The sequence below is a fragment of the Parafrankia sp. EUN1f genome (assembly GCF_000177675.1).
Taxonomy (GTDB): Bacteria; Actinomycetota; Actinomycetes; order Frankiales; family Frankiaceae; genus Parafrankia.
In genome coordinates, this window is record NZ_ADGX01000003.1 from 19,969 (window position 1) to 42,377 (window position 22,409).

The 22,409-nt window shown below is 71.5% G+C and carries 20 protein-coding genes; 14 read left to right on the plus strand and 6 right to left on the minus strand.

The window, feature by feature from the left end:
- Positions 1–31: 31 nt before the first annotated feature.
- The 5 genes from FREUN1FDRAFT_RS01185 to FREUN1FDRAFT_RS01205 form a co-directional block, all read right to left on the minus strand.
- Positions 32–1,471, minus strand: a complete 1,440-nt coding sequence (locus FREUN1FDRAFT_RS01185; RefSeq protein WP_006538086.1) for a DEAD/DEAH box helicase — start codon at positions 1,469–1,471, stop codon at positions 32–34.
- Positions 1,472–2,136: 665 nt separating this feature from the next.
- Positions 2,137–3,666, minus strand: coding sequence for a glycosyltransferase family 87 protein (locus FREUN1FDRAFT_RS01190; RefSeq protein ID WP_006538087.1), 1,530 nt, complete (start codon positions 3,664–3,666; stop codon positions 2,137–2,139).
- 213 nt (positions 3,667–3,879) lie between these two features.
- Positions 3,880–5,238 (minus strand): DUF445 domain-containing protein, encoded by a 1,359-nt coding sequence (locus FREUN1FDRAFT_RS01195; protein ID WP_006538088.1) that lies wholly within the window; start codon positions 5,236–5,238, stop codon positions 3,880–3,882.
- 92 nt (positions 5,239–5,330) lie between these two features.
- Entirely contained in the window at positions 5,331–5,708 is a 378-nt protein-coding gene (locus FREUN1FDRAFT_RS01200; RefSeq protein ID WP_006538089.1) for a DUF6343 family protein, read from the minus strand.
- Between the two features lie 297 nt (positions 5,709–6,005).
- The gene (locus FREUN1FDRAFT_RS01205; RefSeq protein WP_035948582.1) at positions 6,006–7,052 is read right to left on the minus strand and encodes a hypothetical protein; all 1,047 of its coding nucleotides are present in this window, start codon (positions 7,050–7,052) and stop codon (positions 6,006–6,008) included.
- Between the two features lie 1,591 nt (positions 7,053–8,643).
- Here FREUN1FDRAFT_RS01205 and FREUN1FDRAFT_RS01210 point away from each other — a divergent pair.
- The 14 genes from FREUN1FDRAFT_RS01210 to FREUN1FDRAFT_RS01275 all read left to right on the plus strand — a co-directional run bounded on the left by FREUN1FDRAFT_RS01210 (position 8,644) and on the right by FREUN1FDRAFT_RS01275 (position 21,279).
- Entirely contained in the window at positions 8,644–11,964 is a 3,321-nt protein-coding gene (locus FREUN1FDRAFT_RS01210) for a nitrate- and nitrite sensing domain-containing protein (protein ID WP_006538092.1), read from the plus strand.
- Positions 11,964–12,383, plus strand: a complete 420-nt coding sequence (locus tag FREUN1FDRAFT_RS01215) for a roadblock/LC7 domain-containing protein (RefSeq protein ID WP_006538093.1) — start codon at positions 11,964–11,966, stop codon at positions 12,381–12,383. The genes FREUN1FDRAFT_RS01210 and FREUN1FDRAFT_RS01215 overlap by 1 nt, the downstream gene beginning before the upstream one ends.
- A gap of 259 nt (positions 12,384–12,642) precedes the next feature.
- Positions 12,643–13,014, plus strand: coding sequence for a DUF742 domain-containing protein (locus FREUN1FDRAFT_RS01220; protein ID WP_006538094.1), 372 nt, complete (start codon positions 12,643–12,645; stop codon positions 13,012–13,014).
- Positions 12,995–13,618, plus strand: coding sequence for an ATP/GTP-binding protein (locus tag FREUN1FDRAFT_RS01225; RefSeq protein ID WP_006538095.1), 624 nt, complete (start codon positions 12,995–12,997; stop codon positions 13,616–13,618). Before FREUN1FDRAFT_RS01220 ends, FREUN1FDRAFT_RS01225 begins: the two co-directional genes overlap by 20 nt.
- Positions 13,619–13,681: 63 nt before the next feature.
- On the plus strand, positions 13,682–14,680 hold the full coding sequence (locus FREUN1FDRAFT_RS01230; protein ID WP_035948542.1) for a LuxR family transcriptional regulator: 999 nt from the start codon (positions 13,682–13,684) through the stop codon (positions 14,678–14,680).
- A gap of 321 nt (positions 14,681–15,001) precedes the next feature.
- The gene (locus FREUN1FDRAFT_RS01235) at positions 15,002–15,379 is read left to right on the plus strand and encodes a TcmI family type II polyketide cyclase (protein WP_006538097.1); all 378 of its coding nucleotides are present in this window, start codon (positions 15,002–15,004) and stop codon (positions 15,377–15,379) included.
- A gap of 491 nt (positions 15,380–15,870) precedes the next feature.
- Positions 15,871–16,128 carry an acyl carrier protein gene (locus tag FREUN1FDRAFT_RS01240; RefSeq protein WP_006538098.1) on the plus strand — a complete coding sequence of 86 codons (258 nt, stop codon included), beginning with the start codon at positions 15,871–15,873 and terminating at the stop codon, positions 16,126–16,128.
- Positions 16,129–16,171: 43 nt separating this feature from the next.
- A complete protein-coding gene (locus FREUN1FDRAFT_RS01245; protein WP_006538099.1) occupies positions 16,172–16,660 on the plus strand; it encodes an SRPBCC family protein in 489 nt (162 codons plus the stop codon).
- Positions 16,661–16,671: 11 nt separating this feature from the next.
- The gene (locus tag FREUN1FDRAFT_RS01250) at positions 16,672–17,103 is read left to right on the plus strand and encodes a cupin domain-containing protein (RefSeq protein ID WP_006538100.1); all 432 of its coding nucleotides are present in this window, start codon (positions 16,672–16,674) and stop codon (positions 17,101–17,103) included.
- Between the two features lie 77 nt (positions 17,104–17,180).
- Positions 17,181–18,446, plus strand: coding sequence for a beta-ketoacyl synthase (locus tag FREUN1FDRAFT_RS01255; protein WP_035948586.1), 1,266 nt, complete (start codon positions 17,181–17,183; stop codon positions 18,444–18,446).
- The gene (locus tag FREUN1FDRAFT_RS01260; RefSeq protein WP_006538102.1) at positions 18,443–19,762 is read left to right on the plus strand and encodes a beta-ketoacyl synthase N-terminal-like domain-containing protein; all 1,320 of its coding nucleotides are present in this window, start codon (positions 18,443–18,445) and stop codon (positions 19,760–19,762) included. Before FREUN1FDRAFT_RS01255 ends, FREUN1FDRAFT_RS01260 begins: the two co-directional genes overlap by 4 nt.
- 106 nt (positions 19,763–19,868) lie before the next feature.
- The gene (locus FREUN1FDRAFT_RS01265) at positions 19,869–20,606 is read left to right on the plus strand and encodes an SDR family NAD(P)-dependent oxidoreductase (RefSeq protein WP_006538103.1); all 738 of its coding nucleotides are present in this window, start codon (positions 19,869–19,871) and stop codon (positions 20,604–20,606) included.
- Positions 20,606–20,929 carry an antibiotic biosynthesis monooxygenase gene (locus tag FREUN1FDRAFT_RS01270; protein WP_006538104.1) on the plus strand — a complete coding sequence of 108 codons (324 nt, stop codon included), beginning with the start codon at positions 20,606–20,608 and terminating at the stop codon, positions 20,927–20,929. The genes FREUN1FDRAFT_RS01265 and FREUN1FDRAFT_RS01270 overlap by 1 nt, the downstream gene beginning before the upstream one ends.
- Entirely contained in the window at positions 20,926–21,279 is a 354-nt protein-coding gene (locus FREUN1FDRAFT_RS01275) for an antibiotic biosynthesis monooxygenase (RefSeq protein WP_006538105.1), read from the plus strand. The genes FREUN1FDRAFT_RS01270 and FREUN1FDRAFT_RS01275 overlap by 4 nt, the downstream gene beginning before the upstream one ends.
- 86 nt (positions 21,280–21,365) lie before the next feature.
- On the opposite strand, the gene ligD is transcribed toward FREUN1FDRAFT_RS01275, so the two are convergent.
- Positions 21,366–22,355 (minus strand): non-homologous end-joining DNA ligase, encoded by a 990-nt coding sequence (gene ligD, locus FREUN1FDRAFT_RS01280; RefSeq protein ID WP_035948544.1) that lies wholly within the window; start codon positions 22,353–22,355, stop codon positions 21,366–21,368.
- Between the last annotated feature and the right edge of the window lie 54 nt (positions 22,356–22,409).

The following is a 22,409-nucleotide window of genomic DNA, read 5'->3' on the forward strand; positions in this document are numbered from 1 at the left end:
GCCTACCGCGGTCCTACCCGGCTGGCCGGGCTCAGCTGCCGGAGGCCGGCGCGGCCTCGACCCGCGGGGTGCGGTTCAGTCCACGGCTGGTCCGGGCCGGCCGGTGGCCGTCGAAGCGGGGGCGCGAACCGCCGTCACGGTCGCCGCCCTCACGCCCGGAGCCGCTGGCCCCCGAGCCCGCCTGGCCGGCACCCGGACCGCCACGCCGGTAACCGCCCTCACGCCCGGCACCGTCACGCCGGCCGCCGTCGCGGAAACCGCCCTCGCGGAAACCGCCCTCACGACGCCCGCCCTCCCGGCGCCCCCCGTCCCGCCGACGGCGGGCCTGGATGGTGGCCGGGTCGACCGGCGGCGCCGGCGGGCCGGCGAGCTCGGTGACGATCGGGTCGTCGGGCAGGGTGGGCACCGGCTGGGCCGGCACACCGACGGCCCGCAGCAGCGAGCGGGCCTTCCCGCGCTCGGCCGGCACGGTGACGAGGACGTCGGCGCCGTCGGCGCCGGCCCGCGCGGTGCGGCCACCACGGTGCTGGTAGGTCTTCGGGTCGTCGGGCGGACCGAGGTGCAGCACCAGGCTGATGCCGTCGACGTGGATGCCGCGGGCGGCGACGTCGGTGGCGACCAGCACCCGGTAGAAGCCGTCGGTGAAGCCGGCCAGCGCCCGGGTGCGCGCACCCTGGGGCATCCCGCCGTGCAGCGGCTCGGCCGGCACCCCGGCCTCGGTGAGCGCCTGCGCGACGCGGTCGGCGTCCCGCTGGGTGCGCACGAAGACCAGTGTGCGCCCGGCGCCACCGGCCAGCGCCGTCACCAGACGGAGCTGGGCCGCGCGGTCCACGGACTCCAGCGCGTGCCGCGCCAGCGTCGAGACCTGCGAGACCTCCGGGTCGATCGCGACGAGGACCGGCTCGGGCAGGTAGCTGCGGACCAGGACCTCGACCTCGCGGTCGAGCGTGGCGCTGAACAGCAGCCGCTGGCTGCCCGACGGGGTCATGTCCAGCAGCGCCTTCACCGCCGGCAGGAACCCGAGGTCGCACATGAAGTCGGCCTCGTCCAGCACGGTGATCTCGATCTCGTCCAGCAGGCAGGCGTCCCGCTCGATGAGGTCGGTGAGCCGGCCGGGGGTCGCCACGACCAGGTGCACACCGCGGCGCATCGCCGAGATCTGCCGGCTGATGGACGTACCGCCGTAGACCGGGGTCATCCACAGCCCCAGCGCCCGGGTGAGCGGCGCCAGCACGTCGTTGACCTGCTGGGCGAGCTCCCGGGTCGGGACGAGGATCAGCCCACGGGGCTGGCGCGGCCGGGCGGGGCCGGTCGCGGAGAGCCGGGCGAGCAGCGGAAGGCCGAACGCCAGGGTCTTGCCCGAGCCGGTGCGGGCCCGGCCGAGCACGTTCTCGCCCGCCAGCACGTCAGGCAGTGTGGCGGCCTGCACGGGGAACGGCGCGAGGATCTTGCGGTCGGCCAGGGCCGCCACAAGCTTCGGGGGGAGCCCGGCCGCCGCGAACGACTCGGCGGGCGGACGGGGTGAGCGGGTGGCCAGCGCCGGACGCGCGACCGGCCGCTCGCCAGCTCTGAACGGGGCAGGACGGGCCCCGCCGCGACCGTGTCCGCTGGGGCGGGGACGGCTGCCCCGGGCGGGGCGGGCCGAACGGTGGGCGGGGGTGGGCTGGGTGCTGCGGGGCTGAGTCAGGGGATCCGCCGATCAGGTCAGGGCCGACAGAACACACGCCACATCGGTTCCACGCGCCATGCGGCGTGGTTCACGAACGCGGAAAGTGTCATCCGGCGGCCGGGGGGCGGCCGGTTTCACGCGACCGGACCCAACCGCGGTTTCGGACCGCCATGGCGCTCGCACCGACCTTGGACATCCGACCTGGCTGGTCGGATGTCCCGAGATCTTGTCGCCGCCTCGTGGGCTCGTTGCCCTCGGTGACGCCGACAGGAAGACGTTACCTCCTACCCGGGCGTGATCGGGGGCCGTGCGGTGTGTGCTTAACCATCAGGGGAGGACGTTCTACGTCACATCTGCCCCGGTGAACCGCCGAACAGCGGTTCGCAGTCGTCCGGACGACACTTCCTTCTCGGATGACCATGGCGACGTGGCCACACGCCGGAATGCCCATGCCTGGCATGCATCTGTTACTGGGGGTGCATCCGGCCCGTTCGGGTGCGCGATGCACCCGCGGTCGGCGCGGGAACCGCCGCTGGAACCGGGCCCGAGGCCGCGGCCGGGCCCGGAACAGAAGCGGGAGCCAGGTCGGAGGGCGGGCCGTCCCCGATGGGGAGGCAGGCGCGGACGGCCCAGGCCACCAACACGATCGTTCCCACGAGCGTGCCGTAGGCACCGATCACCCGATGGTCATCGCCGTGCACGCGTGCCACAGCCCACAGCGCCGCTCCCAGGGCACCGACGAGCCCCGCGGCGAGGGCGGCCCGGGCCGCCGTGCGGGGGAGCCCGGCCAGACCCGCCGGATGCCCCGGGCCCCTCGGCCGTCCCTCGCCCGGTGGGTGCGGCGCGCGCAGCGGACGCAGGAACGGGACGGTGACCAGTGGTACGAGGACGACGGACGCGACCAGCAGGTCCATCGGGGTGCTCAGGTGGGGGGTCACAAGCAGCCAGCTACCGGCGGTGAACAGCGCCAGCGGGCGGTTGGGATCACCCGCGCCGGCGCCCGCCCGTGGCCCGGGGACGCCACGGGTGATCGCGAGCAGCGGAGCGACGAGGAGAAGGAGATAGTGGCTCCATACGATGGGCGATGCCACCAGCGCCGCCGCGATCACGCCGGCGAACAGCAGACCGTCCGCCTCCGCGCGGCCGGACCGCCGCGCATACCACACGCATCCGGCGAGCAGGGCTGCGGCGGTGATCCGCGCCACCCAGGTGGCGGTGCCCGTGCCCAGCCCGGTGTTCATCAGCAGGCCGGTCAGGCTCAGGCCGTCCGGGGCCTCCTCGCGGGCCAGCACCCCCAGCATGTCCGCGTAGGTGCGGGCCTCGACCGGGCTGTACACCTCCCCGACGGCGGCCAGCGCGGCCAGCGCGGCCAGCGCGTGCGCCGCCGCGCGCCACCGGCGGGTCAGCACCAGCCACAGCACGACCGGAAAGAGGAAGAGCTTGCTGTACACCAGGAGCGCGGCCAGCACCCCGGCCGCCACGGGGGTGTCCCGCAGCCGCCACAGGGCGACCAGCCCGCAGAACAGCAGCGCGTTGAGGGTGCCCATCTGCAGGCCGGTGATGGTGCAGGAGGCACCGAGCACCAGTGCGGACGTCCACCAGCCAGCCCGGGCGAGCCGGCAGGCCACGAACAGGGCCACAACCGACAGTGCGATGAACAGGTCGTCGGCTCGCGGCAGGCCGGAGAGCGGGACGAATGGCAGGGACATCAGGTACGGGTAGACGAACGAGAACCCGGAGTAGACCTCGGGGGTGCCCGGCACGGGATAGGGATCCCGCCCGTCGCCGACAGCCGCGCCGGCCCGCAGGAAGACGTCCACGTCGAAGTGGGCGATCGGGGCCACGAAGCCGACCCAGACCAGGGCGATGATGCCCACGAGGACGAGTGGGCCCGCCGCGTTCGCGACGGTCGCGCCGACGAGGCCGGCCGGACCGGCCGGCTGGCGTCGCGTGGCCGGGCGGGTGCTCCCGGCCGGTCGGCCCGGGGCCGTCGTCACGACGCCCGCTTCGGTCTGCGCTCCACCCAGTCTCCCGGTTCCTCGGCTCGCGGCCGTTCGGCGCCTGCTACGGCCATGTTCCCACCTCACTGGTGCGCTCGGTGACGCAGCCGGCCGCCTACGTCACACGACGTGGACCGGGCGGGTGCGGTGACGGTGGCACGGGGCCCGGACCGGGCGGTGAGCCGCCCCGGATCAGGGCAGGACCTCGGATCAAAGCAGGACCTCGGTGACAAGACGGATGAGCAGACCGGCGAGCGCACCCACGACGGTGCCGTTGATGCGGATGAACTGCAGGTCGCGCCCGACGTGCAGCTCGATCCGCCGGGAGGTCTCGTCCGGCTCCCAGCGGGCCACGGTGTCGCCGATCACGGCGGCGATCTCCGCCCGGTACCGCCGGACGGCGCGGGTGGCGACGTCGGCGGCGGCCCGGTTCACGGTGGCCGCGAGATCGGGTTCGCTCACCAGCCGGGCCCCGAAGGCGGCCAGGGCCTCGGTGGCCCGGGTGCGGGCGGCGCCGGCCGGGTCGGTGGTGAGGTCCAGCAGCACGCCGCGGGCGGTCACCCAGATCGCTGTCACCGCCCGGTCGGCCTCGGGGTGGGCGACGATCCGGCGCTTGAGCGCCTCGACCTTGTCGCCGAGCTCGGGATCGGTGCGCAGCCGCTCGGCGAAGGTGAGCAGAAAGCTGTCGAGGGCGCGGCGCAGCCGGTGCCCGCGGTCGGTCCGCAGATCCGCGGCGAAGCGCAGCGCCTCGGCGTAGGCCCGCGCGGCGACCGCCTCGTCGAGCCACCTCGGTGTCCAGGCGGGCGCCTGCTCACGCACCAGGCGCAGGACCGTCTCCGGGTTGGCGGCCAGCCAGTCGGCGAGCTGATCGACCAGCAGGTCGATCAGATGATGGTGTGTGCCCTCGGAGACCACCCGGTCGAGGGCGAGCCCCAGGGCGCCGGCCCAGCGTCGCTCCAGCAGCCGGGGCAGGACGGACTTCTCGACGAGCTCGCGGACGAGGTCGTCCTCGATGCCGGAGATCATCGCGGCGGCCCGGGTGGAGATCTCGGTGGTGACCCGTTCGGCGTTCGCCGGCCGCGCCAGCCACCCGCCGGCCCGGGTCGCCACCCCGAGCTGGTCGACCTTCTCGCGGACCACCTCCTCGGAGAGGAAGTGGGTGCCGACGAAGTTCTGCAGCCCGCGGCCCAGCGCGTCCTTGCGGCGCGGGATGATCGCGGTGTGCGGGATCGGCAGCCCCAGCGGGTGCCGGAACAGGGCGGTGACCGCGAACCAGTCCGCGAGCGCGCCGACGGTGCCGGCCTCCGCGGCGGCGGCGACGTAGCTGACCCAGTCGGGTGCGCCGGAGGCGTCCCACCGCCAGGTGAGGACGTAGACGGTGACCATGAAGGCGAGCAGCGTGGTGGCGATCGCGCGCATCCGGCGCAGCCCACCCCGCATCCGGGACTCCGCGTCGGCGTCGCCGCCGGGAAGACCTCCGCCGGACAGCCCTCCGGACATCGCGGCGCCGGGTGGCACACCCACACCCATGCCCGCAGCCGGCTCCGTGCGCGCCGCGTCACGTGCCATCCGTGCCGGCCCACCCTCCCCGTGGTCCCGCCGGCAGGTGCCCGGCGCGATCAGGAGCGAGCGTGCCGCGCCGGCGGGGATCTCCGAACAGCCTACGGGCGTGGGCTCCCGCTCCGTCGTTGCGTGACCATCCGGCGATGGATCACGATCAGATCGATGAGCGCCGTGGCCCCGATCACCATGAGGGCAACCGCTGGCGCGGTGTGATCCGCGACCGCGAAGAGGCCGCTCACGACGCCACAGAAGACCACACCGAACAGCGCCAGCGCGCGCCGGAGACCAAGCGCGCTGGCGGCCGGTGGGGCGCCGGTACGGCGGTCCCCCCAGGTGCCCGGCGAGCGCCACCACGGCTGCTGCCGCGGTGTGCGTCCGGTGCGCTGTCTGGGTACCTGACGGGTCACGTCCTGCGGTGTGCCCTCGTCCGCACCGATGAACCACCTCACGCCGGCGTGGGCGATTGTTCCCCGCAACCGCGGCGCACCTGGACCGGGTTCCGCGTCAGCGCCTCCCGTCAACAGGGAGAAAATGACCTGGCATGAAGTTGTCACGCGGATGTTTGGTGATGGAGGCATGCATTGCGTGTGGTAAAAGCCTCGTCCGGAGTATGGGCATCAAGTAGTGGGAGCGGTGGAACGCTCGGCGCGGGAGTGTCAGGCCATGGCGGAAGAAGCCAATTCGGGAGGTATCCCTGATTTCGTGACGGGTCGGTCGGCCGCCCGGGGGACCGGTGGCGGAACCCCCGGGCTGGCCGCAGAATATTTCGCGAGTCACTGCTGCGACCTGAGTTTTGCCTGATGTTTGCCCGCATCTACGGAATCCTTCGCACTCAGGGCGTCCTCCGTGTCGTCGGTGAGTGCGTCGACGAGCAGCTTTGTGCTGGTGAAATCCACCGGGACCTCGATCACCCGGACGCCGTGCCCCCGCAGCGCCGCTCGCAGCCGCTGCCGATGGTCGGCCGCGCGGCGCAGGCCGCCTCGCTGTCCCCACACCTCCACAACGAGGTCGACGTCCAGCGCGGACGCGAGATGCAGCAGTGTCGCCGCCGGCCCCACGGGCGGGTCCTCGACCACCGCCACGCCGATGTCGCCGTGCAGGCCGGCCAGCAGCGCGCCGGCCAGCGCGACCGGGCCGCCAGCTCGCAGGACTCGTACCCGGCCGTGGGCCGGTCGCATGGCGTGCTCGATCCAGAGCCCGGCCGGGCCGGCCTCCGCCACGACGAACCCGCTGGTGGGCAGCGTCTCGGCCAGATCGGCGGCGGCACGGGCGGGGGTGAGCGGTGCCTCGTCCTGCGCCGCCAGCGTGCCGACGATCTCGGCCAGCCGTCTGGAGATCGGGTTGTCGGCAGCGTTGTCAGCATTGTCAGCGGTGACACCTGGCGTGGCCGTGACGTGGGTGACGGGTGCGGGGAACGTGGTGTCCTGGAGTGGTACGGCGTCCGGGAGGGGCGTGTCCAGGGGGAAGGTGGGGCGCAGCCGGATCTCGTGGGTGCCGGCGGATCGAGCGGCGCTGACCGCGCGAAGGAGCTCCGCCGGCGTCGCCACCTCCTCCACCGGCCCGCCTGGGCCGGGCACCGCGGGGTCCCGTGGCGCGTCGGTGGGAAACAGCAGAGTGAGTACCGCGCCGTCCCAGCAGGCACCCGGTCCCTGGTCGAGCTCCGCGGCCGCCAGGGCGATGAGACGCGCGCAGATCTCGTCCGGGGCCGGGACCAGCCGGGGCGAGGTTGATCCCGCGGCCAGCGTCCGCGCCGCGCGGGAACCGGGCAGGGCGACCAGATGACCGGTTCCGACCGAGATGAGCAACTCTCCGAAAGTCATCGCCACGAACGCTCCTCTTCCTCATCGACCGGGGGAGCGGGCGTCGGATCCGGCGTCGGATCCGGTCCGGCCGTTGGCACGCCCTTGTGTCCTCCTCGTCCACGTTGGCGCGCCAAGCCGGGAGACGAAAGCGTTGTGACGCAGATCCGCCCAGGTCAGCGGCGGCAGGGTCCTCGAACGGGACGTCCGCGATCTCGCGGGACCACCACCGCCGGTCCGGGCCGAGCCCCTGGACGCAGGCGAGCCGGGTGAGTCGCAACGGGTCGACGGTGAACACGACGGGGCCGCGCCCGCCACCCGCGATCGCGAAGGTCGTACCTGGTCCGTCGGTGACAATCCTTGACTGGCCGGTCGTTCCGGTGGCGAGGCGGGCGAGGTCCGTGGCGCCGCCCGGACCAGGTGCGGACCACACGACGGCGGAACGTCGTCCGCGAGGGTGCCGGCCGCGGCCTGTGCCGAGCCGAGGTCGGCGCCCACGAGATGTCCGAGCCCGTCGGCGGTGGCCCAGCCGACCCAGGCCCCGTCGGGCCTGATCGCCACGGCCAGGGCACCCTGCGCGCCGAGGTCGAGGGGCGCCGGGAGCACCGGTGCCGTCGGTGGGGACGGTGCCGTCGGTGGAGACGGTGCCGTCGGTGGAGATGATGCGGTTGGCGACGACGGCACGATCGCGGACGCCGGTGTGCCGCTGTCACGGTCGCCGCTTCACGCACGGAATGCCGTTTTTGACACCTTGCGTTGTTATCGGATGATCCCGGCGAGTTCGTGTCGTGGCACCGACACGTGGTTGTGCTGCCGTGTCGGCACGTGTTGGCTTGTTCCCGCCATGGGCAGGTCGACGCCGGTTGTCCGCGCAAGGAGCCGGGGCTCGGTGAGTGCGGGCCCCGGCGCGAACTGAAGACGAATGCCTCACGTTCGGCGGCCGGCTGCCCGGGCCGGTTCGCTCCGGACCGCGAACTCACACCCGACCTGAACACAACAGGCGCCGGAGTTGCTCACCCGCGGCGCTCCGGAGCCTGTGAAGCCGGCAGATTCGGACCGTGGGTCGCCGCATGTGGCGTAGGTCGCATCGTGTGGTTGGGTGCGGGCGGCCTGTGCCGCGCCGGCGGGCTGCCCGGTGCCGCAGGACTTGTCACGGGCGGCCGCGCTTCTTTGCGTCTGCGCAGGTAGAACGTCTGCGCAGCGGCATCCGGGACAGTGTTCGGACCTACTCAATGTGAGATGCCTCACCGTTACTGCGAGCATTCCGTTATATCAACAGCCCCCAGGTAATAGGGGTGGTCGATGCGGTGAGTGCTTACAGCCTGTGATTATTTGATTCCTGCTGGGAATACGGCTTCCACGGGTAGCGGTTGACAATGCCGGCGGCCGTGGCCCGTGTCATCGGTGTGCGAGCGGGACATGTTGAAGGGCTTGTCAGCTCGGTCGCTAGAGTTGTCCGGCGTCGGAGGCTTTCAGCCGAGCGCGGACCGGGCGGCAATCATGCGCGGGCCGTTCTTGTCGCGCGCCGTCCGTCGCGGATCAGGCATCGAATGAGCGATTCGCTCACCCCGCACACGAGGCGCCCAGGCGGGGCGTCGGACGAGAGGACCGGATGCTTCGAAATTGGCCCATCCGCTCGAAGCTGGTGGTGATTCTCCTCGTCCCACTGGCCGCGCTGGCCGTGTTGAGCGCGATACAGGTGCGCGGGGACGTCAACAACGTCCGGGAAGCGGACCGCATCGAGGCGCTCGCCAACTTCTCGATCAAGGCGAGCGACCTGGTCGACGCGCTGCAGAACGAACGGTACGCGACCAACGCCTTCGCCGGCTCGAACTTCAACGCCCTGGCCGCGCCGCTGGCCAAGGCGGTCGAGACGACTCGCGGGCCCGTGGACGAGGCGCTCGCGGTGTACCGGACGGGCGAGCAGGGGCTACCCGCCTCGGCCCGTGAACAGCTCGCTGTGACGCTGTCCGCAATCAGTGAGCATCTCAACCAGCTGCCCGAGCATCGCAAGCAGTTCGACGCCCGCAAGCTCCAGGTCACCACGAACATCGCCTTCTACGACGCCGCGGTGAAGGACCTGATGCTGCTCAACGCCCGGGTCGCCTCGGGTAGCTCCGACGCCAGCCTGGTCAACGGCGCCACCACCCTCGCGGGGATCTCGCAGGCCAAGGAACAGGCGTCCCAGCAGCGTGGTGCGATCGCGAAGATCCTCTTCCAGAAGGGCGCGGATTGGCCGACAGTTCTCGCGCTGCAGGCGACAGCGGGTTCCGAGGACGCCTGGATCGAGCAGTTCCGCACCACCGCGACCGCCGGCCAGCAGGATTTCTTCAACACCACGGTCGGCCGATCGAAGACCACCGTCGACCAGACGCGTGACCGCATCATCTCCACGCTGACCGGTTCAGGGGCACTCACCATGGCCCCGGCGGAATGGGTCGAGCTCGCCAACGCGAAGATCGCGCAGATGCGGGAGGTCGAGCGCCGGGTCGCCTCCGACCTCGGGTCCACCAGCGCCAGGATCTCGAAGGACGCCTCGCGGGGCGCCCTGCTCGGAAGTATCGGCGTGGCGGCGATTCTGATCGTGTCAATCATCATCTCGCTGCTTGTCGCCAGCCCCATGATCAGCCAGCTGCGGCGGCTGCGAGGCGGTGCCCTCGAGGTCGCGTCCGAGCGGCTGCCGGCCGTCGTCGACCGGCTGCACCGGGGTGAGCCGGTGGACATCGACGCCGAGGCCTTTCCCATCCCCGCGACCAGCAAGGACGAGATCGGGCAGCTCGCGGACGCGTTCGCGACCGTGCACGAGGTGGCGGTGCGCACCGCCGTCGAGCAGGCCGCGATGCGCAAGAGCATCGGGGACACCTTCCTCAACCTGGCGCGCCGCAGCCAGGCCCTGATCCACCGTCAGCTCAAGATCATTGACGCGCTGGAGCGCAAGGAGACCGACCCGGACGAGCTCGAGGAGCTGTTCCGCCTCGACCACCTGGCGACCCGTATGCGACGCCACGCCGAGGACCTCATCGTCCTCTCCGGCTCCAAGCCCGCCCGTGGCTGGCGCCGCCCGGTTCCGATCAAGGACGTCGTGCGAGGTGCCGTCGCCGAGGTCGAGGACTACACCCGGGTCAAGGTCCTGCCCATCACCGGTGGGTCGGTCAGCGGCCACGCCGTCGGTGACGTGATCCACATGTTTGCCGAGCTCATCGAGAACGCCACATCCTTCTCGCCGCCGCACACGCCGGTGCAGGTCTCCGGGCATCCGGTCTCCAACGGTTTCGTCGTCGAGATCGAGGACCGCGGTCTGGGGATGAGCCAGGAGGAGATCGACGCCCTCAACCACCGGCTGGCGAACCCGCCGCCGTTCGACCTGTCCACCAGCGAGCGGCTCGGGCTGTTCGTCGTCGGCCGGCTGGCCGAGCGGCACACCATTCAGGTGCAGCTGCGTTCCTCGCCCTACGGCGGAACGCTCGCGATCGTGCTGCTGCCCGAGGCCCTGCTGCGCGCCTCGGACGACAAGGCGGAGGACAGCGGCCCCCGTGAGTTCGCCGCGGTGGGGGCGGTGAACGCCGGTGCGCTCAACGGCAGCGTCGCGCCTCTCAACGCCGAAACCGAGATTCCCGCGGACCTCTCCGAGCTCGCCGAGCTGGGCCCGGCCGCTTCGACGAGCAACGGCCGGTGGCACGGCGACCTCGGCGGTGACTCCGTCGACGGGGCCGGTGCCCAGGCGAAGATCGCGGGCACGCCGACCGCCGGCCCGACCGCGGACGAGACCCTGATCGACGATCTTCCCGTCTTCGCGACCGCGCGGTCGAGCTGGTTCGTCGCGGACCGGCCCCGTGGCGGACGGCCTCTGGACGAGGACGCGCCGCTGCCACCGAACGGCACCGGTGACTGGACGAGCCCGATGCCGCTGTCGGAGGTCACCGACCCCGACGACGAGGCCGCCGGTGACCCGCAGGCCACGGACGATCCCTCCGACGGCTGGCCGCACGGCGGGTACGGCCGCCAGGAGCAGGAGCCCTCCGACGGGCGTTACCGGCCGCCGTCCTCGCTGTTCAGCCCGCCCGCGACCGACTCGCTGTTCAACGCCCCCCCGGACACCGGCCAGTTCCCCGGCTTCGGACCGGGCGGCTTCGACAACGGTGCCGGTGCCGGTAGTGACGGTGGACGCGGCGCCAACGGGGCGGGTCCCGGTGGGTTCGGCAACACCGACTACCCGACCACGGAGACCGGCCGCGGCGGATTCGGCCTGGGCGCGGGCTTCACGGGCGACAGTTCCGGGTTCCGGCCAGGTGGTGGCGATGGATTCGGTGCGCCCGACGACGCTCTACCACTGCGCCGGCGCGGGACACCCCGCGGCAACGGCAGTGGCAACGGCAGTGGCAATGGCAATGGCTCGGCGTCCGGGTTCCACGGAGGCGCCGACGCCGGAACCGGGCAGCGGGACCCACGCGCCGACCGCGCAGCGGGCTACGGCCGCTCGGCCCGGGAAGGCGGCCGAGGCGACGGCGCGTACCGCGGCGGCGAGTACACGACGCCGGGCTATCCCGGATCCGCGCCCCACGACGGAGGTGCTTCCGGCGACGGCTACCGTACGGGCGGCCGATCGTCACGGGCGCCCGAGGGGAACACCGGCCGACCGCCCTACGGTGCGGATTCCGGGCCGGGCCAGCCTGGCGTCGCGACGGAGGGTGGGGCCGGGGAGCCACCCATCGAGCTGGACGAACTCGGCCTGCCGAAGCGGCGGCGCCGCGCGAGTCTGGCACCTCAGCTGCGGCGGGAGAACACGGACACGAACCGTACGGCGATGGCCGCCGGTCCGCGTTCTCCCGAGGAGATCCGCAGCATGATGTCGTCCTTCCAGGCCAACTTCGGCCGCGGGATTGAGGACGGAACGCTGTCCAACGACGGAGATGATGTGGGGAAGGTAACCTGATGCGTCCGCTGGGGCCGTCCGAGAACATGAACTGGTTGTTGAACAACCTGGTCAAGAAGGTCCCCGAGGTCACCTATGTGATCGTGCTTTCTTCGGACGGTCTGCTGCTCGCGACCTCGCGGGGTATGGACCGGGCCACCGCGGACCAGCTCGCCGCGGTCGCCTCTGGATTCAACAGCCTGGCACGGGGGGCCGGTCGTTTCTTCGGTGGCGGGAACGTGCGGCAGACCATCGTGGAGATGGAAGCGGGATTCCTGTTCGTCACGGCGGTGGGCGACGGGTCCTGTCTCGCGATTCTCAGCAGCCCGGGTGCCGACATCGGGCTGATCGCGTACGAGATGGCACTGCTGGTGACGAGGGTGGGTGAGTTCCTGACACCAGAGCTGCGCGCCGAGATCCAGTCGGCGCTCCCGATCTAGGACCTGTCCGAATGCACGCGCGGCGGTGCGTCACGAATGACCCCTTTTCATTATCGACTCGGATCTGCGGTATCACGATCACGCGTCGTGAGATGAAAAGGGTTCGATGAGCCTTTTCCGTCGTCGACTCGGCCCCGCGGCGTTCCCTGGCCGTGGGCCGTGAGACGGAGAAGGCGCAGTGCCCAGGGCGGCTGGACCGCGCTGGGCACTGCGCCGCGCCGACCGTCGGCACATGACGATCCAAGACAGGAGGACCTCGGTGTCAGGGGATGAGGAATGGTTCGACGACGATGCCGGGCCGGTCGTACGGCCCTACGCCGTCACGGGGGGGCGTACCCGTCCCCGTAACCGGGCCCTTGATCTGGTGGCGTTGGTGACCACCTCGCCACAGGGCCGTGCAATGACGAACACGCTGGAGCCGGAACAGCGCGCCATCGCGGTGCTCTGCGGTCGGCACCAGTCGATTGTGGAGATCTCCGCCCGGCTCAATCTTCCGGTCGGCGTGGCACGTGTTCTTGTCGGCGACATGCTTGATGCCGGGCTGGTGACCGTCTATCGGCCCGAACAACCTGCGGACCGCCCCAGCGTGGCGATTATCGAGAAGGTTCTCAGTGGACTCCAGGCTCTCTAGGCCCCGAGCGCCGGAAACAGCGGCGCCGCATCCGGTCAAAATCATCGTGGCCGGAGGTTTCGGGGTTGGGAAGACGACCTTCGTCGGCGCGGTGAGCGAGATTCCACCGCTCACGACCGAGGCCGCCATGACGGCCGCAAGCATTGGCGTCGACGACACCAGTGCGGTGGCCTCGAAGACGACGACCACGGTGGCCATGGACTTCGGCCGCATCACCCTGGTCGACAGTGTCATCCTTTATCTGTTCGGTACACCTGGCCAGGACCGCTTCTGGTTCATGTGGGACGAGCTCGTTCTCGGCGCCATCGGAGCGGTCGTGCTGGTGGACACCCGCCGCCTCGCCGACTCGTTCCCGGCGATTGACTACTTCGAGGAACGCGACATCCCGTTCCTCATCGCGCTCAACCACTTCGACGGTGCCCGTCAGCACCGCAGCGAGGACATCCGCGCCGCGCTGGACCTCGACCCCCGCCGGCCGATGGTCCACTGCGATGCCCGTCAGCGGGAGTCCGTCCGCCAGTCCCTCATCGCCCTCGTCCGCCACGCGCTGGAGGTGGTGTCGGCGGAGAGCCAGCGACCGGGGCTGCCGACCGGCTCGCGATGAGAGAAGCCGCGAGTGCCACCCCGGCGCCCCGCGGACCCTCCGATCCGACCCGGGAAGGGGACCTTGCTCGAGTTCCTCGGACTTGACGACGTCACGCTCGCGGCCTACCGGCAGTGGCTACGACATCCCGAGATGGATGTCGACGGGGTTGCCACCGCCGTCGGCCAGGCGACCGGGACGGTCCGCCGATCACGCGATCGGCTCGTCGAGCTGTCACTGTTGCTGCCCTCGACCGAGCATCCGGGCCACCTGGTGGCCGTGCATCCGGAAGCCGGTCTCGAACATCTTCTGCAGGCCCAGCACGAGTCACTGATCCGCCGGCACGAACGGCTCGTCCGGGCCCGGGCGCAGGTCAGCACCTTCGTCTCGGAGTACCTGGACAACCGGCCTGGTGGGGACGGCGCGGAGGTCGAGCACATCGACAGCGCCGACCAGGCCCGGGTCGAACTGCTGGCCCTTCTCGGCCGGGCTGAGAAGGAGGTGCTGACCCTGCACACGCGGGACGGCCTGGTGCCCGCGCTCACCACGGAGGTCCTCCCGGTCGAACTGCGCGCGCTGAGGCGTGGCGTGAGCATGCGCAGCGTCCTGCCACGGGCGGTCAGCACCGATGAGACCGGTGTCGGGTACGTCCGGACGGTGGCGTCGCACGGCCTGGAAGCCCGTCTCACCGACGATCCCCGCATCGACGCCACGACGGTGGACGGCCGGATCGGCCTCGTGCAGTTCGCCGCACCCGGCACCGAGTCGCTCGCGCTGATCGTGCGTTCACCGGCGCTGGCGAACCTGGTCACCCAGCTGTTCGAGCAGATCTGGGAGACCGCCGAACCGCTTGCCGTGGAGGCCGACGGCGAGCGCGAGAGCGGATCCGACGACCTCCCCAGCGACTCCGAGCGGCTGCTGCTGCGGCTGCTCAGCCTGGGGGTGAAGGACGAGGCCGCGGCCCGGCACCTCGGGGTCTCCGTCCGCACCGTGCGGCGCATGGTCGCCGACCTGATGCTGCGGCTCGACGCCCGCAGCCGTTTTCAGGCCGGCACCGTCGCGGCTCGGCGCGGATGGTTGTAAACATGTTGTTGTCGGCTGGTGCAAGTGTTGGCAGTAGATGGTCAGGGCAACTTCCTGCCACCCGGTTTGGGGGACAGAAGTGCCGAAGCGCCGCATGATTCCGATGAGCAACCGGAATCGCGTTCACCTGACACGGTCCACCACAGCAGGAACATGTCAGGCGACTCCGCCGATCGGCGGTCACGCGGTCCCGGTCGCGCGCGCGTCCGTGTCGAGGACGGCCGGCTCCGTTGCCCGGAATACTCCGGTCTCCGCAGTGGGTCAGCAGTCCACGAGTGCTCGACGCGGTCTGTTCACCCTGACTCCGAAAGAAGGCATCGAGTGCCGACGGAATCCGGCTCGGTTCCGAACCAGAGCACACCCACGCAACGAACGCTGATCGTCGCCCGGATGAACTCCGCCGACGCCGACGCGGTCGCCGACATCTTCGCGGAGTCGGATGCCGGTGAGCTTCCGCACCTAGTCGGCGTCGGCCGGCGTGACCTTTTTCACTTCCACGGCCTGTACTTCCATCTCATCGAGAGTCGGGCAGACATCAAGGGCACGTTGCCGCCGGTGCGGGAGCATCCCCTGTTCGTGGATGTGAACAGCAAGCTCGAGAAGTACGTCGCTGCGTACGACCCACAGACCTGGCGCGGTCCTCGGGACGCGATGGCGCACAGCTTCTATACCTGGGTGGCCGATCAGAGCGGCCCCTGAGCAGCGCTGCGCAAAGACCCGTCAGAAGGCTCCGACAGCGGATTCCCGCGTCTCCTTCGGCCGCCAGGCCCTCCGGTCACCTGGCGGCCCGAGGAGCCGCTGACGGCGTGTCCCGCTCCCGACGTGCCCACAGTGCCGTGTGGCCACTCACCTGCCTCGTGACTCCCCGCCTCGACCGCGGCTCGTCCGGCAGATCCGCGATGGCGCGGATGTCGTGGCCCGGCCGCCGCGCCGCCGTGAAGAGGGAGCCTGAGCGCCAGACGTCCCGCCCGCGCGCGCCGCGGCACGGGCCGCGGCACGCCCACCGCGTGGTGGAGCCGCCGACGCACACCGCCGCGCAGAGCCGCCGGCACGTGTTGCGTGTCACCGCACTCTCTCGCGTTCCCGTGCCCTCGCCGATCGCTTTTTCGAGGCAAGAGCCGTCGCGACCTCAGGACATTTGTCAATGGGTTTTTTCCGCGTGCGCGGAAAACGATGGGGAGGAAAGTCGAATGTCAATGCAGTGGACCGCTGACGAACTGCTCGGCTTCCTGGTGGAGCAGGCTGGACTTCCGCCGGAAGACCGTCCGGCCGACCTCGACGTGACCTTCACCGACATCGGCCTGGACTCACTCGCCTACCTCCAGCTCCAGGCCGAGGTCCAGTCGCGCTTCGATGTCGAGCTGCCGAGCGAGGCGCCCGAGGGCCTCACGCTCGCCGACATCATGGCGACCGTGAACAACGCGCTTCTGCAGCCCGAGCTCGCCTGAGCCGCAAACCCCACTTCCGCCAGAGAGCAGACCGGAGCAGCACGTGAGCGCACATACCGACAACTCGATCTTCATCGATGCCGACATCGACCTGGTCTGGTCGATGACGAACGACCTGGAATCCTGGCCGACGTTGTTCACCGAGTACGCGTCGGTCGAGATTCTCGAACGTACGGACAACACGTTCAAGTTCCGTCTCACGATGCATCCGGACGAATCGGGCACCGCCTGGAGCTGGGTTTCCGAGAGAATCCTCGACCCGGTGAACCACAAGGTCCGCGCCTATCGGGTCGAGACCGGCCCGTTCGAGTACATGCACATCGAGTGGACCTATGCCCCCGAGGGCACCGGCACCCGGATGCGCTGGGTCCAGGATTTCCAGATGCGCCCGTCCGCCCCGGCGAACGACGAGCAGATGGCGGCCCGGATCAACACCAACACCCCCCGCGAGATGGCATCCATCCGCGACAAGGTCGAACTGGCCGCCCGGTCCGCCGTACCGGTGGGCAGTGCCGTTCCCGAGCAGGTCTGAGGAGCATCCCGGTGACCATCGCAACCCCGACCGCCGCCCTGACGGTCCCCAAGGTCCTCTCGATCCACGACGTTCCCGCGAACCGGCGTCGTGGCGGTGACATCCGGACGCTGCTCTCGCCGGCGACCGTCGGCGCCAAGTCGGGCTTCCTGGGAACTCTGACCCTGCAGCCCGAGGAAGTGGTGACCGAGCACTGGCACCCGTACTCGGAGGAGTTCCTCTACTGCGTCTCCGGGTCGGTGACCGCACGCCTCGACGGCGAGCACACCGCGCTGCCGGCCGAGCACGGCCTGCTCATCCCGATCGGCATGCGCCACCGGATCGTGAACACCGGTGACGAGGTGGCCTTCCTGGTGTTCCACCTCAGCCCGCTCGCCCCGCGGCCGGACCTGGGTCACGTCGACACCGAGCCGCTGCCGCACCCCGAGCAGCCGCAGCCGTGAACGAGCCGACCCAGCGGTCGCGGCCGGACGACGCACGCGGGCCGGCGTCCCGGGGCGGGGGCCCGCGCCGCGTCGCGGTGACCGGGATCGGCGTCGTCGCTCCCGGTGGCTCGAACCGCAAGGAGTTCTGGACCCTGCTCACCGACGGCCGCACCGCCACCCGGCGGCTGTCCTTCTTCGACCCGTCGCCGTTCCGTTCGCAGATCGCCGCCGAATGCGACTTCGACCCGCTGGCCGCCGGCCTCAGCCGCCAGGAGATAGCGCGTAACGACCGGTTCGTCCAGTTCGCGCTGGCCGCCGCGATCGAGGCCGTCGCCGACAGCGGCCTGGAGCTCGACAGCGAAGGTGGCGAGGGCGAGCCGGGCGACGGCCCGATCGTCGGCGTCAGCATGGGCAGCGCCGTCGGGGCGACCACCCGGCTGGAGAACGAGTACGTCGTCGTCAGCGACAGCGGCAAGCTGTGGGAGGTCGACCCGCGTTACGCGAGCTCGTTCCTTTACCACGCCCTGGTGCCGAGCTGCCTGGCGACGGAGATCGCCTGCCGGTTCGGCGCGCACGGCCCGTCGTTCGTCGTCTCGACCGGCTGCACCTCCGGCATCGACGCCGTCGGTTACGGCCACCAGCTCATCGTCGACGGCGAGGCGGACATCGTGATCGCCGGCGCGTCGGACGCGCCGCTGTCACCGATCTCCATCGCCTGCTTCGACGCCATCCGGGCCACCTCGGCGCGCAACGACGACGCCGAGCACGCCTCCCGGCCGTTCGACGCCAGCCGTGACGGCTTCGTCATGGGTGAGGGCAGTGCCGTCCTCGTTCTGGAGGAGCTCGAGTCCGCGCGGGCCCGCGGTGCGCACATCTACTGCGAGGTCGGCGGCTACGCGTCGCGGTCGAACGCCTTCCACATGACCGGCCTGCGCCCCGACGGGGTCGAGATGGCCGAAGCCGTCCGGATCGCGCTCGGCCAGGCGCGCCTGGACCCGACCGCGGTCGACTACATCAACGCGCACGGTTCGGGCACCAAGCAGAACGACCGGCACGAGACGGCCGCCTTCAAGCGCTCGCTGGGCGCGCACGCCTACGAGACCCCGGTGAGCTCGATCAAGTCGATGGTCGGCCACTCGCTGGGCGCCATCGGTTCCATCGAGCTGGCCGCCTGCGCCCTGGCGATCGAGCACAACGTCGTGCCGCCGACGGCGAACTGGACCACCCGCGACCCCGAGTGCGACCTGGACTACGTCCCGAACGTCGCCCGTGACCACAAGGTCGACGTCGCGCTGTCGGTCGGCAGCGGCTTCGGTGGCTTCCAGTCCGCGATCGTGCTGGCGGCGGGGGACCGACCGTGACGATTCTCGACACCGCCGCGGACGCCGTCACGGACGCCGGCGCGGCAACCGGCACGGACACCGGCACCGGATCGGCGTGGCCTGATCCGGTGGTACGCCCGGTCATCACCGGGCTCGGTGTCATCGCGCCGAGCGGGCTGGGGACCGAGGAGCACTGGGCCTCGACGCTGCGCGGCGAGCTACGCGTCGCGCCGATCACCCGGTTCGACGCCAGCCGCTACGACTCCCGGCTCGCCGGTGAGGTGCCCGGGTTCGCCGCCGACGCCTTCATCGACAACCGGTACATCGTCCAGACCGACCGATGGACCTGGCTGGGCATGGCCGCGTCCCGGCTGGCGATGACCGATGCCGGCTACGACCCGGCCGACCACGACCCGTACGAGACGTCGGTCGTGTTCGGCGCCGGCTCGGGCGGTAACGACTTCGGGCAGCGTGAGCTGTCCCGGCTGTGGTCGCGGGGGCGTACCGCCGTCAGTGTGTACCAGTCGATCGCCTGGTTCTACGCGGCGACCACCGGTCAGACCTCCATCCGGCACGGGCTCAAGGGCCCGTCCGGGGTGCTGGTCAGCGACACCGCCGGTGGGCTGGACAGCCTCGCGCAGGCGCGGCGCACCATCCGGCGCGGCACGCCCACCGTGCTCGCCGGCGGGGCCGAGGCCGGGCTGACGCCGTACGCGCTCACCTGCCACCTCAGCAGCGGCCGGGTCAGCACCGCGACCGAGGCGGCGGACGGGTACAAGCCGTTCGACGTCCGCGCGAACGGCTACCTGCCCGGCGAGGGCGGCGCGACGCTGCTCGTCGAGGACCCGGCGACCGCGGCCCGCCGTGGTGCCCGGGTGTACGGCGAGATCGCCGGCTACGCGGCCACCCACGACGGCGCCCACCACGAGCAGGCCCCGGGCGACGCCCGCTGGCTCGCCGCGGCGATGCGCCGGGCGCTCGCCGACGCGAACCTGGCACCGGCCGACGTCGACGTCGTCTTCGCCGACGGCGCGGGCTCCGCGGACCTCGACGCGCTGGAGGCGGAGGCGATCCGCTCGGTGTTCGGCGCCGGTGCGGTGCCCGTCACCGCGCCGCAGGGGCTCATCGGACGGCTGTGCGCCGGCGGGTCGGCGGTGGCGGCGGCGACCGCCCTGCTGGCCATCCGGGACGGCGTGATCCCCGCGGTCGGCAACCTGGACGAACCGAACCCCGCCCACGGCCTGGACCTGGTCCGGACGCCGCGGGAGGGCCGGGTCCGGGTCGCGCTGGTCAACGCGCGCGGCTACGGCGGCTTCAACAGCTCGCTGGTGCTGCGGGCCGTCGACCCGGCCTGACCGAGCCCAGCCTGACCGCGTCCAGCCTGACCGGGCCCAGCCTGACCGGGCCCCGCTTCATCCGAATCATCAGAGTCATCCGCTCCGGCGGTAGAGAGGACCATTGATGTTCCCAGACCTGGCCGGCAAGCGTGCCCTGGTCACCGGCGGTACGCGCGGGATCGGCCGGTCCGTCGTGCTCGGGCTCGCCCAGGCCGGCGCCACCGTCGTCGTCGGTCACCAGCGGGAGACCGAGGAGGCGGAGAGCCTGCGCCGCGAGCTCAAGGCCACCGGCAACGAGCATCTGCTGGTGCAGGCCGACGTCGCCGACCCCGCGCAGATCACCGAGCTCATCGCGGCCACCGGTGCCCACCTCGGCGGTCTCGACATCGTCGTGAACAGCGTCGGCACGATCAGCCACGTCCCGTACGCGCAGCTGCCGCTGGAGGCGTGGACGCAGGTGCTGTCCACCAACCTCACCGCCACCCACCTGGTCACCCAGGGCGCGCTGGAGCTGCTCGGCGACTCCGGGACCGTCATCAACATCGGCTCCGGTGCCGGTGTGGTCGGCGTGCCGCTGCGCGCCCACTACACCGCGGCGAAGACCGGTCTGATCGGCCTCACCCGCTCGCTGTCCAAGGAGCTCGGTTCCAAGGGCATCCGAGTCAACCTGGTCTCGCCGGGAGTCATCGAGACCGACCAGGCCGCCGGCATGCCCGAGGCCGCCCGCACCGCCTACACCAACCGGATCCCGCTCGGCCGGCTCGGCGAGGCGCACGAGGTCGCGGCGGTCGTGCTGTTCCTGGCCAGCGACGTGTCCAGCTACGTCAACGGCGCCACCTTCACGGTCGACGGAGGAATCTGATGGGTCACCCGCAGCCGTTCCGCATCATGCTCACCATGCACATCCACCCCGGCCGTGAGCAGGAGTTCGAGCAGACCTGGCTGCGCATCGGGGACGGCGTGACCAGCCATCCGGCCAACCTCGGCCAGTGGCTGATCCGCTCCGAGGACGAGGCGAGCACCTACTTCATCATCAGCGACTGGGTGGACGAGGCCCAGTTCCGCGCGTTCGAGCAGAGCCCGGGCCACCTGGAGCACCGCAAGATCCTGCACCCGCTGCGCGCCAGCGGGTCGATGGTGACCGGGACGGTGCTCACCCACCTGGTCGGCGCGGCGTCCGCATGACCACCGGCGCGGCCGGCGGCCGGGTCCGGGTGATGCTGTGGGCGGTCGACCCGTCGGACGACCCCGGCGCGGTCGAGCGGGCCTACCACGAGATCAGCTCCAAGCTCGTGGGCACGCCCGGCCTGCTCGGCAACCGGCTGCTGCGCTCGGCGGCGGAGCCGTCCAGTTTCGCCGTGGTCAGCGAGTGGGCCAGCATGGCCGAGTTCGCCGCCTGGGAGAGCGGGGCGGAGCACAAGCCGGCCACCTCACCGCTGCGCCCGCTGCAGGACCCGGCGATGCGGGCGGCCATCTACACCGAGGTCGCCGCCTACGGCCCGGACGGCCCGTTCACCGAGCCCGACGGGATCTGACCGCACCATCCGATCCACCGCACGGGTGATCCGGCGGCACGGCGGGGAACGCCCCCGCACAGTGCCGCCGGACGTCCCCCGCCCGGTTAGTCCTCGCGGGCGGTGTCGTGCGGGCTCAGGTCGTCGCGCAGGCCCTTGAACGACGGGTGGCGCAGGCGCCCGTCCGCCGTCCAGGCGGTGAACTCGACCTCGGCGACGAGGACGGGACGTACCCATACCGCGGTGCGGGCCTGCTCGTGGCCCACGTCGGGGAACGGCGGCCGGTCGGTGCGCAGCGGCGCGAGCAGCTCGGCCAGCCGGGTCAGCGTGGCCTCCGAGAACCCGGTGCCGACCTGGCCGGCGTACCGAGGTCCGCCGGGGGTTGCCACGCCGACCAGCAGCGCGCCGATCCGCTCCGAGCGGCGGCCAGCGCCCGGCTCCCAACCGCCGATCACCACACTCTGACGTCGCACGTTCTTCACCTTCACCCAGTCGGTGCTGCGCCGTCCGGGCTGGTAGAGCGACGCGCGGCGTTTGGCGACCACGCCTTCCAGACCCGCCTCGGCGCTCGCCCGCAGCACCGCCTCGCCGACGTCCACCGCTTTGCCGACGTCCACCGCCTCACCGGCGGTCGCGGGGCCGCCGGTGAAGGAGTCCGGGACCTCGATGCCCGGCAGGGTCGCCAGCAGCTCCCGGCGGGTGTCGTAGGGCAGGCCTGTCGTGTCGCGCCCGGCGAGGACCAGAAGATCGAACACCAGGTACCGGACGGGGACGGCCGCCGCCGCCCGGCGCACCCGGTCGGGGCCGCTGAGGTGGATGCGGTGCGCGAGCAGGCCGAAGTCGGGCACACCGTCCGGGCCGAAAGCGACGATCTCACCGTCGAGGACCGCGTCGGTGGAGCCGAGCGCGTCGGCGACAGCGAACAGCTCCGGGTAGGACGCCGTTATCTCCCGACCGGTCCGGCTGTAGGCGCGCAGCCGCCCGCCGTGGACCTCGGCGAGGACCCGCACCCCGTCCCATTTGATTTCGTAGGCCCAGTCCGCCCCGGTCGGCAGCTCGCCGGGGGTCGCGAGCATCGGAGCTGGACGGGCTGGCATCCCGCGCGACGCTACGTGCCTGTCCGCTGGTCATCCACCCGACGAGGCCGGGCG

What these genes read in the sequence shown, in the direction of transcription:
- FREUN1FDRAFT_RS01215 (WP_006538093.1), top strand. Translation starts at nt 11,964, where the DNA reads ATGCGTCCGCTGGGGCCGTCCGAGAACATGAACTGGTTGTTGAACAAC.
- FREUN1FDRAFT_RS01265 (WP_006538103.1), top strand. Translation starts at nt 19,869, where the DNA reads ATGTTCCCAGACCTGGCCGGCAAGCGTGCCCTGGTCACCGGCGGTACG.
- FREUN1FDRAFT_RS01240 (WP_006538098.1), top strand. Translation starts at nt 15,871, where the DNA reads ATGTCAATGCAGTGGACCGCTGACGAACTGCTCGGCTTCCTGGTGGAG.
- FREUN1FDRAFT_RS01210 (WP_006538092.1), top strand. Translation starts at nt 8,644, where the DNA reads ATGCTTCGAAATTGGCCCATCCGCTCGAAGCTGGTGGTGATTCTCCTC.
- FREUN1FDRAFT_RS01270 (WP_006538104.1), top strand. Translation starts at nt 20,606, where the DNA reads ATGGGTCACCCGCAGCCGTTCCGCATCATGCTCACCATGCACATCCAC.
- FREUN1FDRAFT_RS01275 (WP_006538105.1), top strand. Translation starts at nt 20,926, where the DNA reads ATGACCACCGGCGCGGCCGGCGGCCGGGTCCGGGTGATGCTGTGGGCG.
- FREUN1FDRAFT_RS01195 (WP_006538088.1), bottom strand. Translation starts at nt 5,238, where the DNA reads ATGGCACGTGACGCGGCGCGCACGGAGCCGGCTGCGGGCATGGGTGTG.
- ligD (WP_035948544.1), bottom strand. Translation starts at nt 22,355, where the DNA reads ATGCCAGCCCGTCCAGCTCCGATGCTCGCGACCCCCGGCGAGCTGCCG.
- FREUN1FDRAFT_RS01205 (WP_035948582.1), bottom strand. Translation starts at nt 7,052, where the DNA reads ATGACTTTCGGAGAGTTGCTCATCTCGGTCGGAACCGGTCATCTGGTC.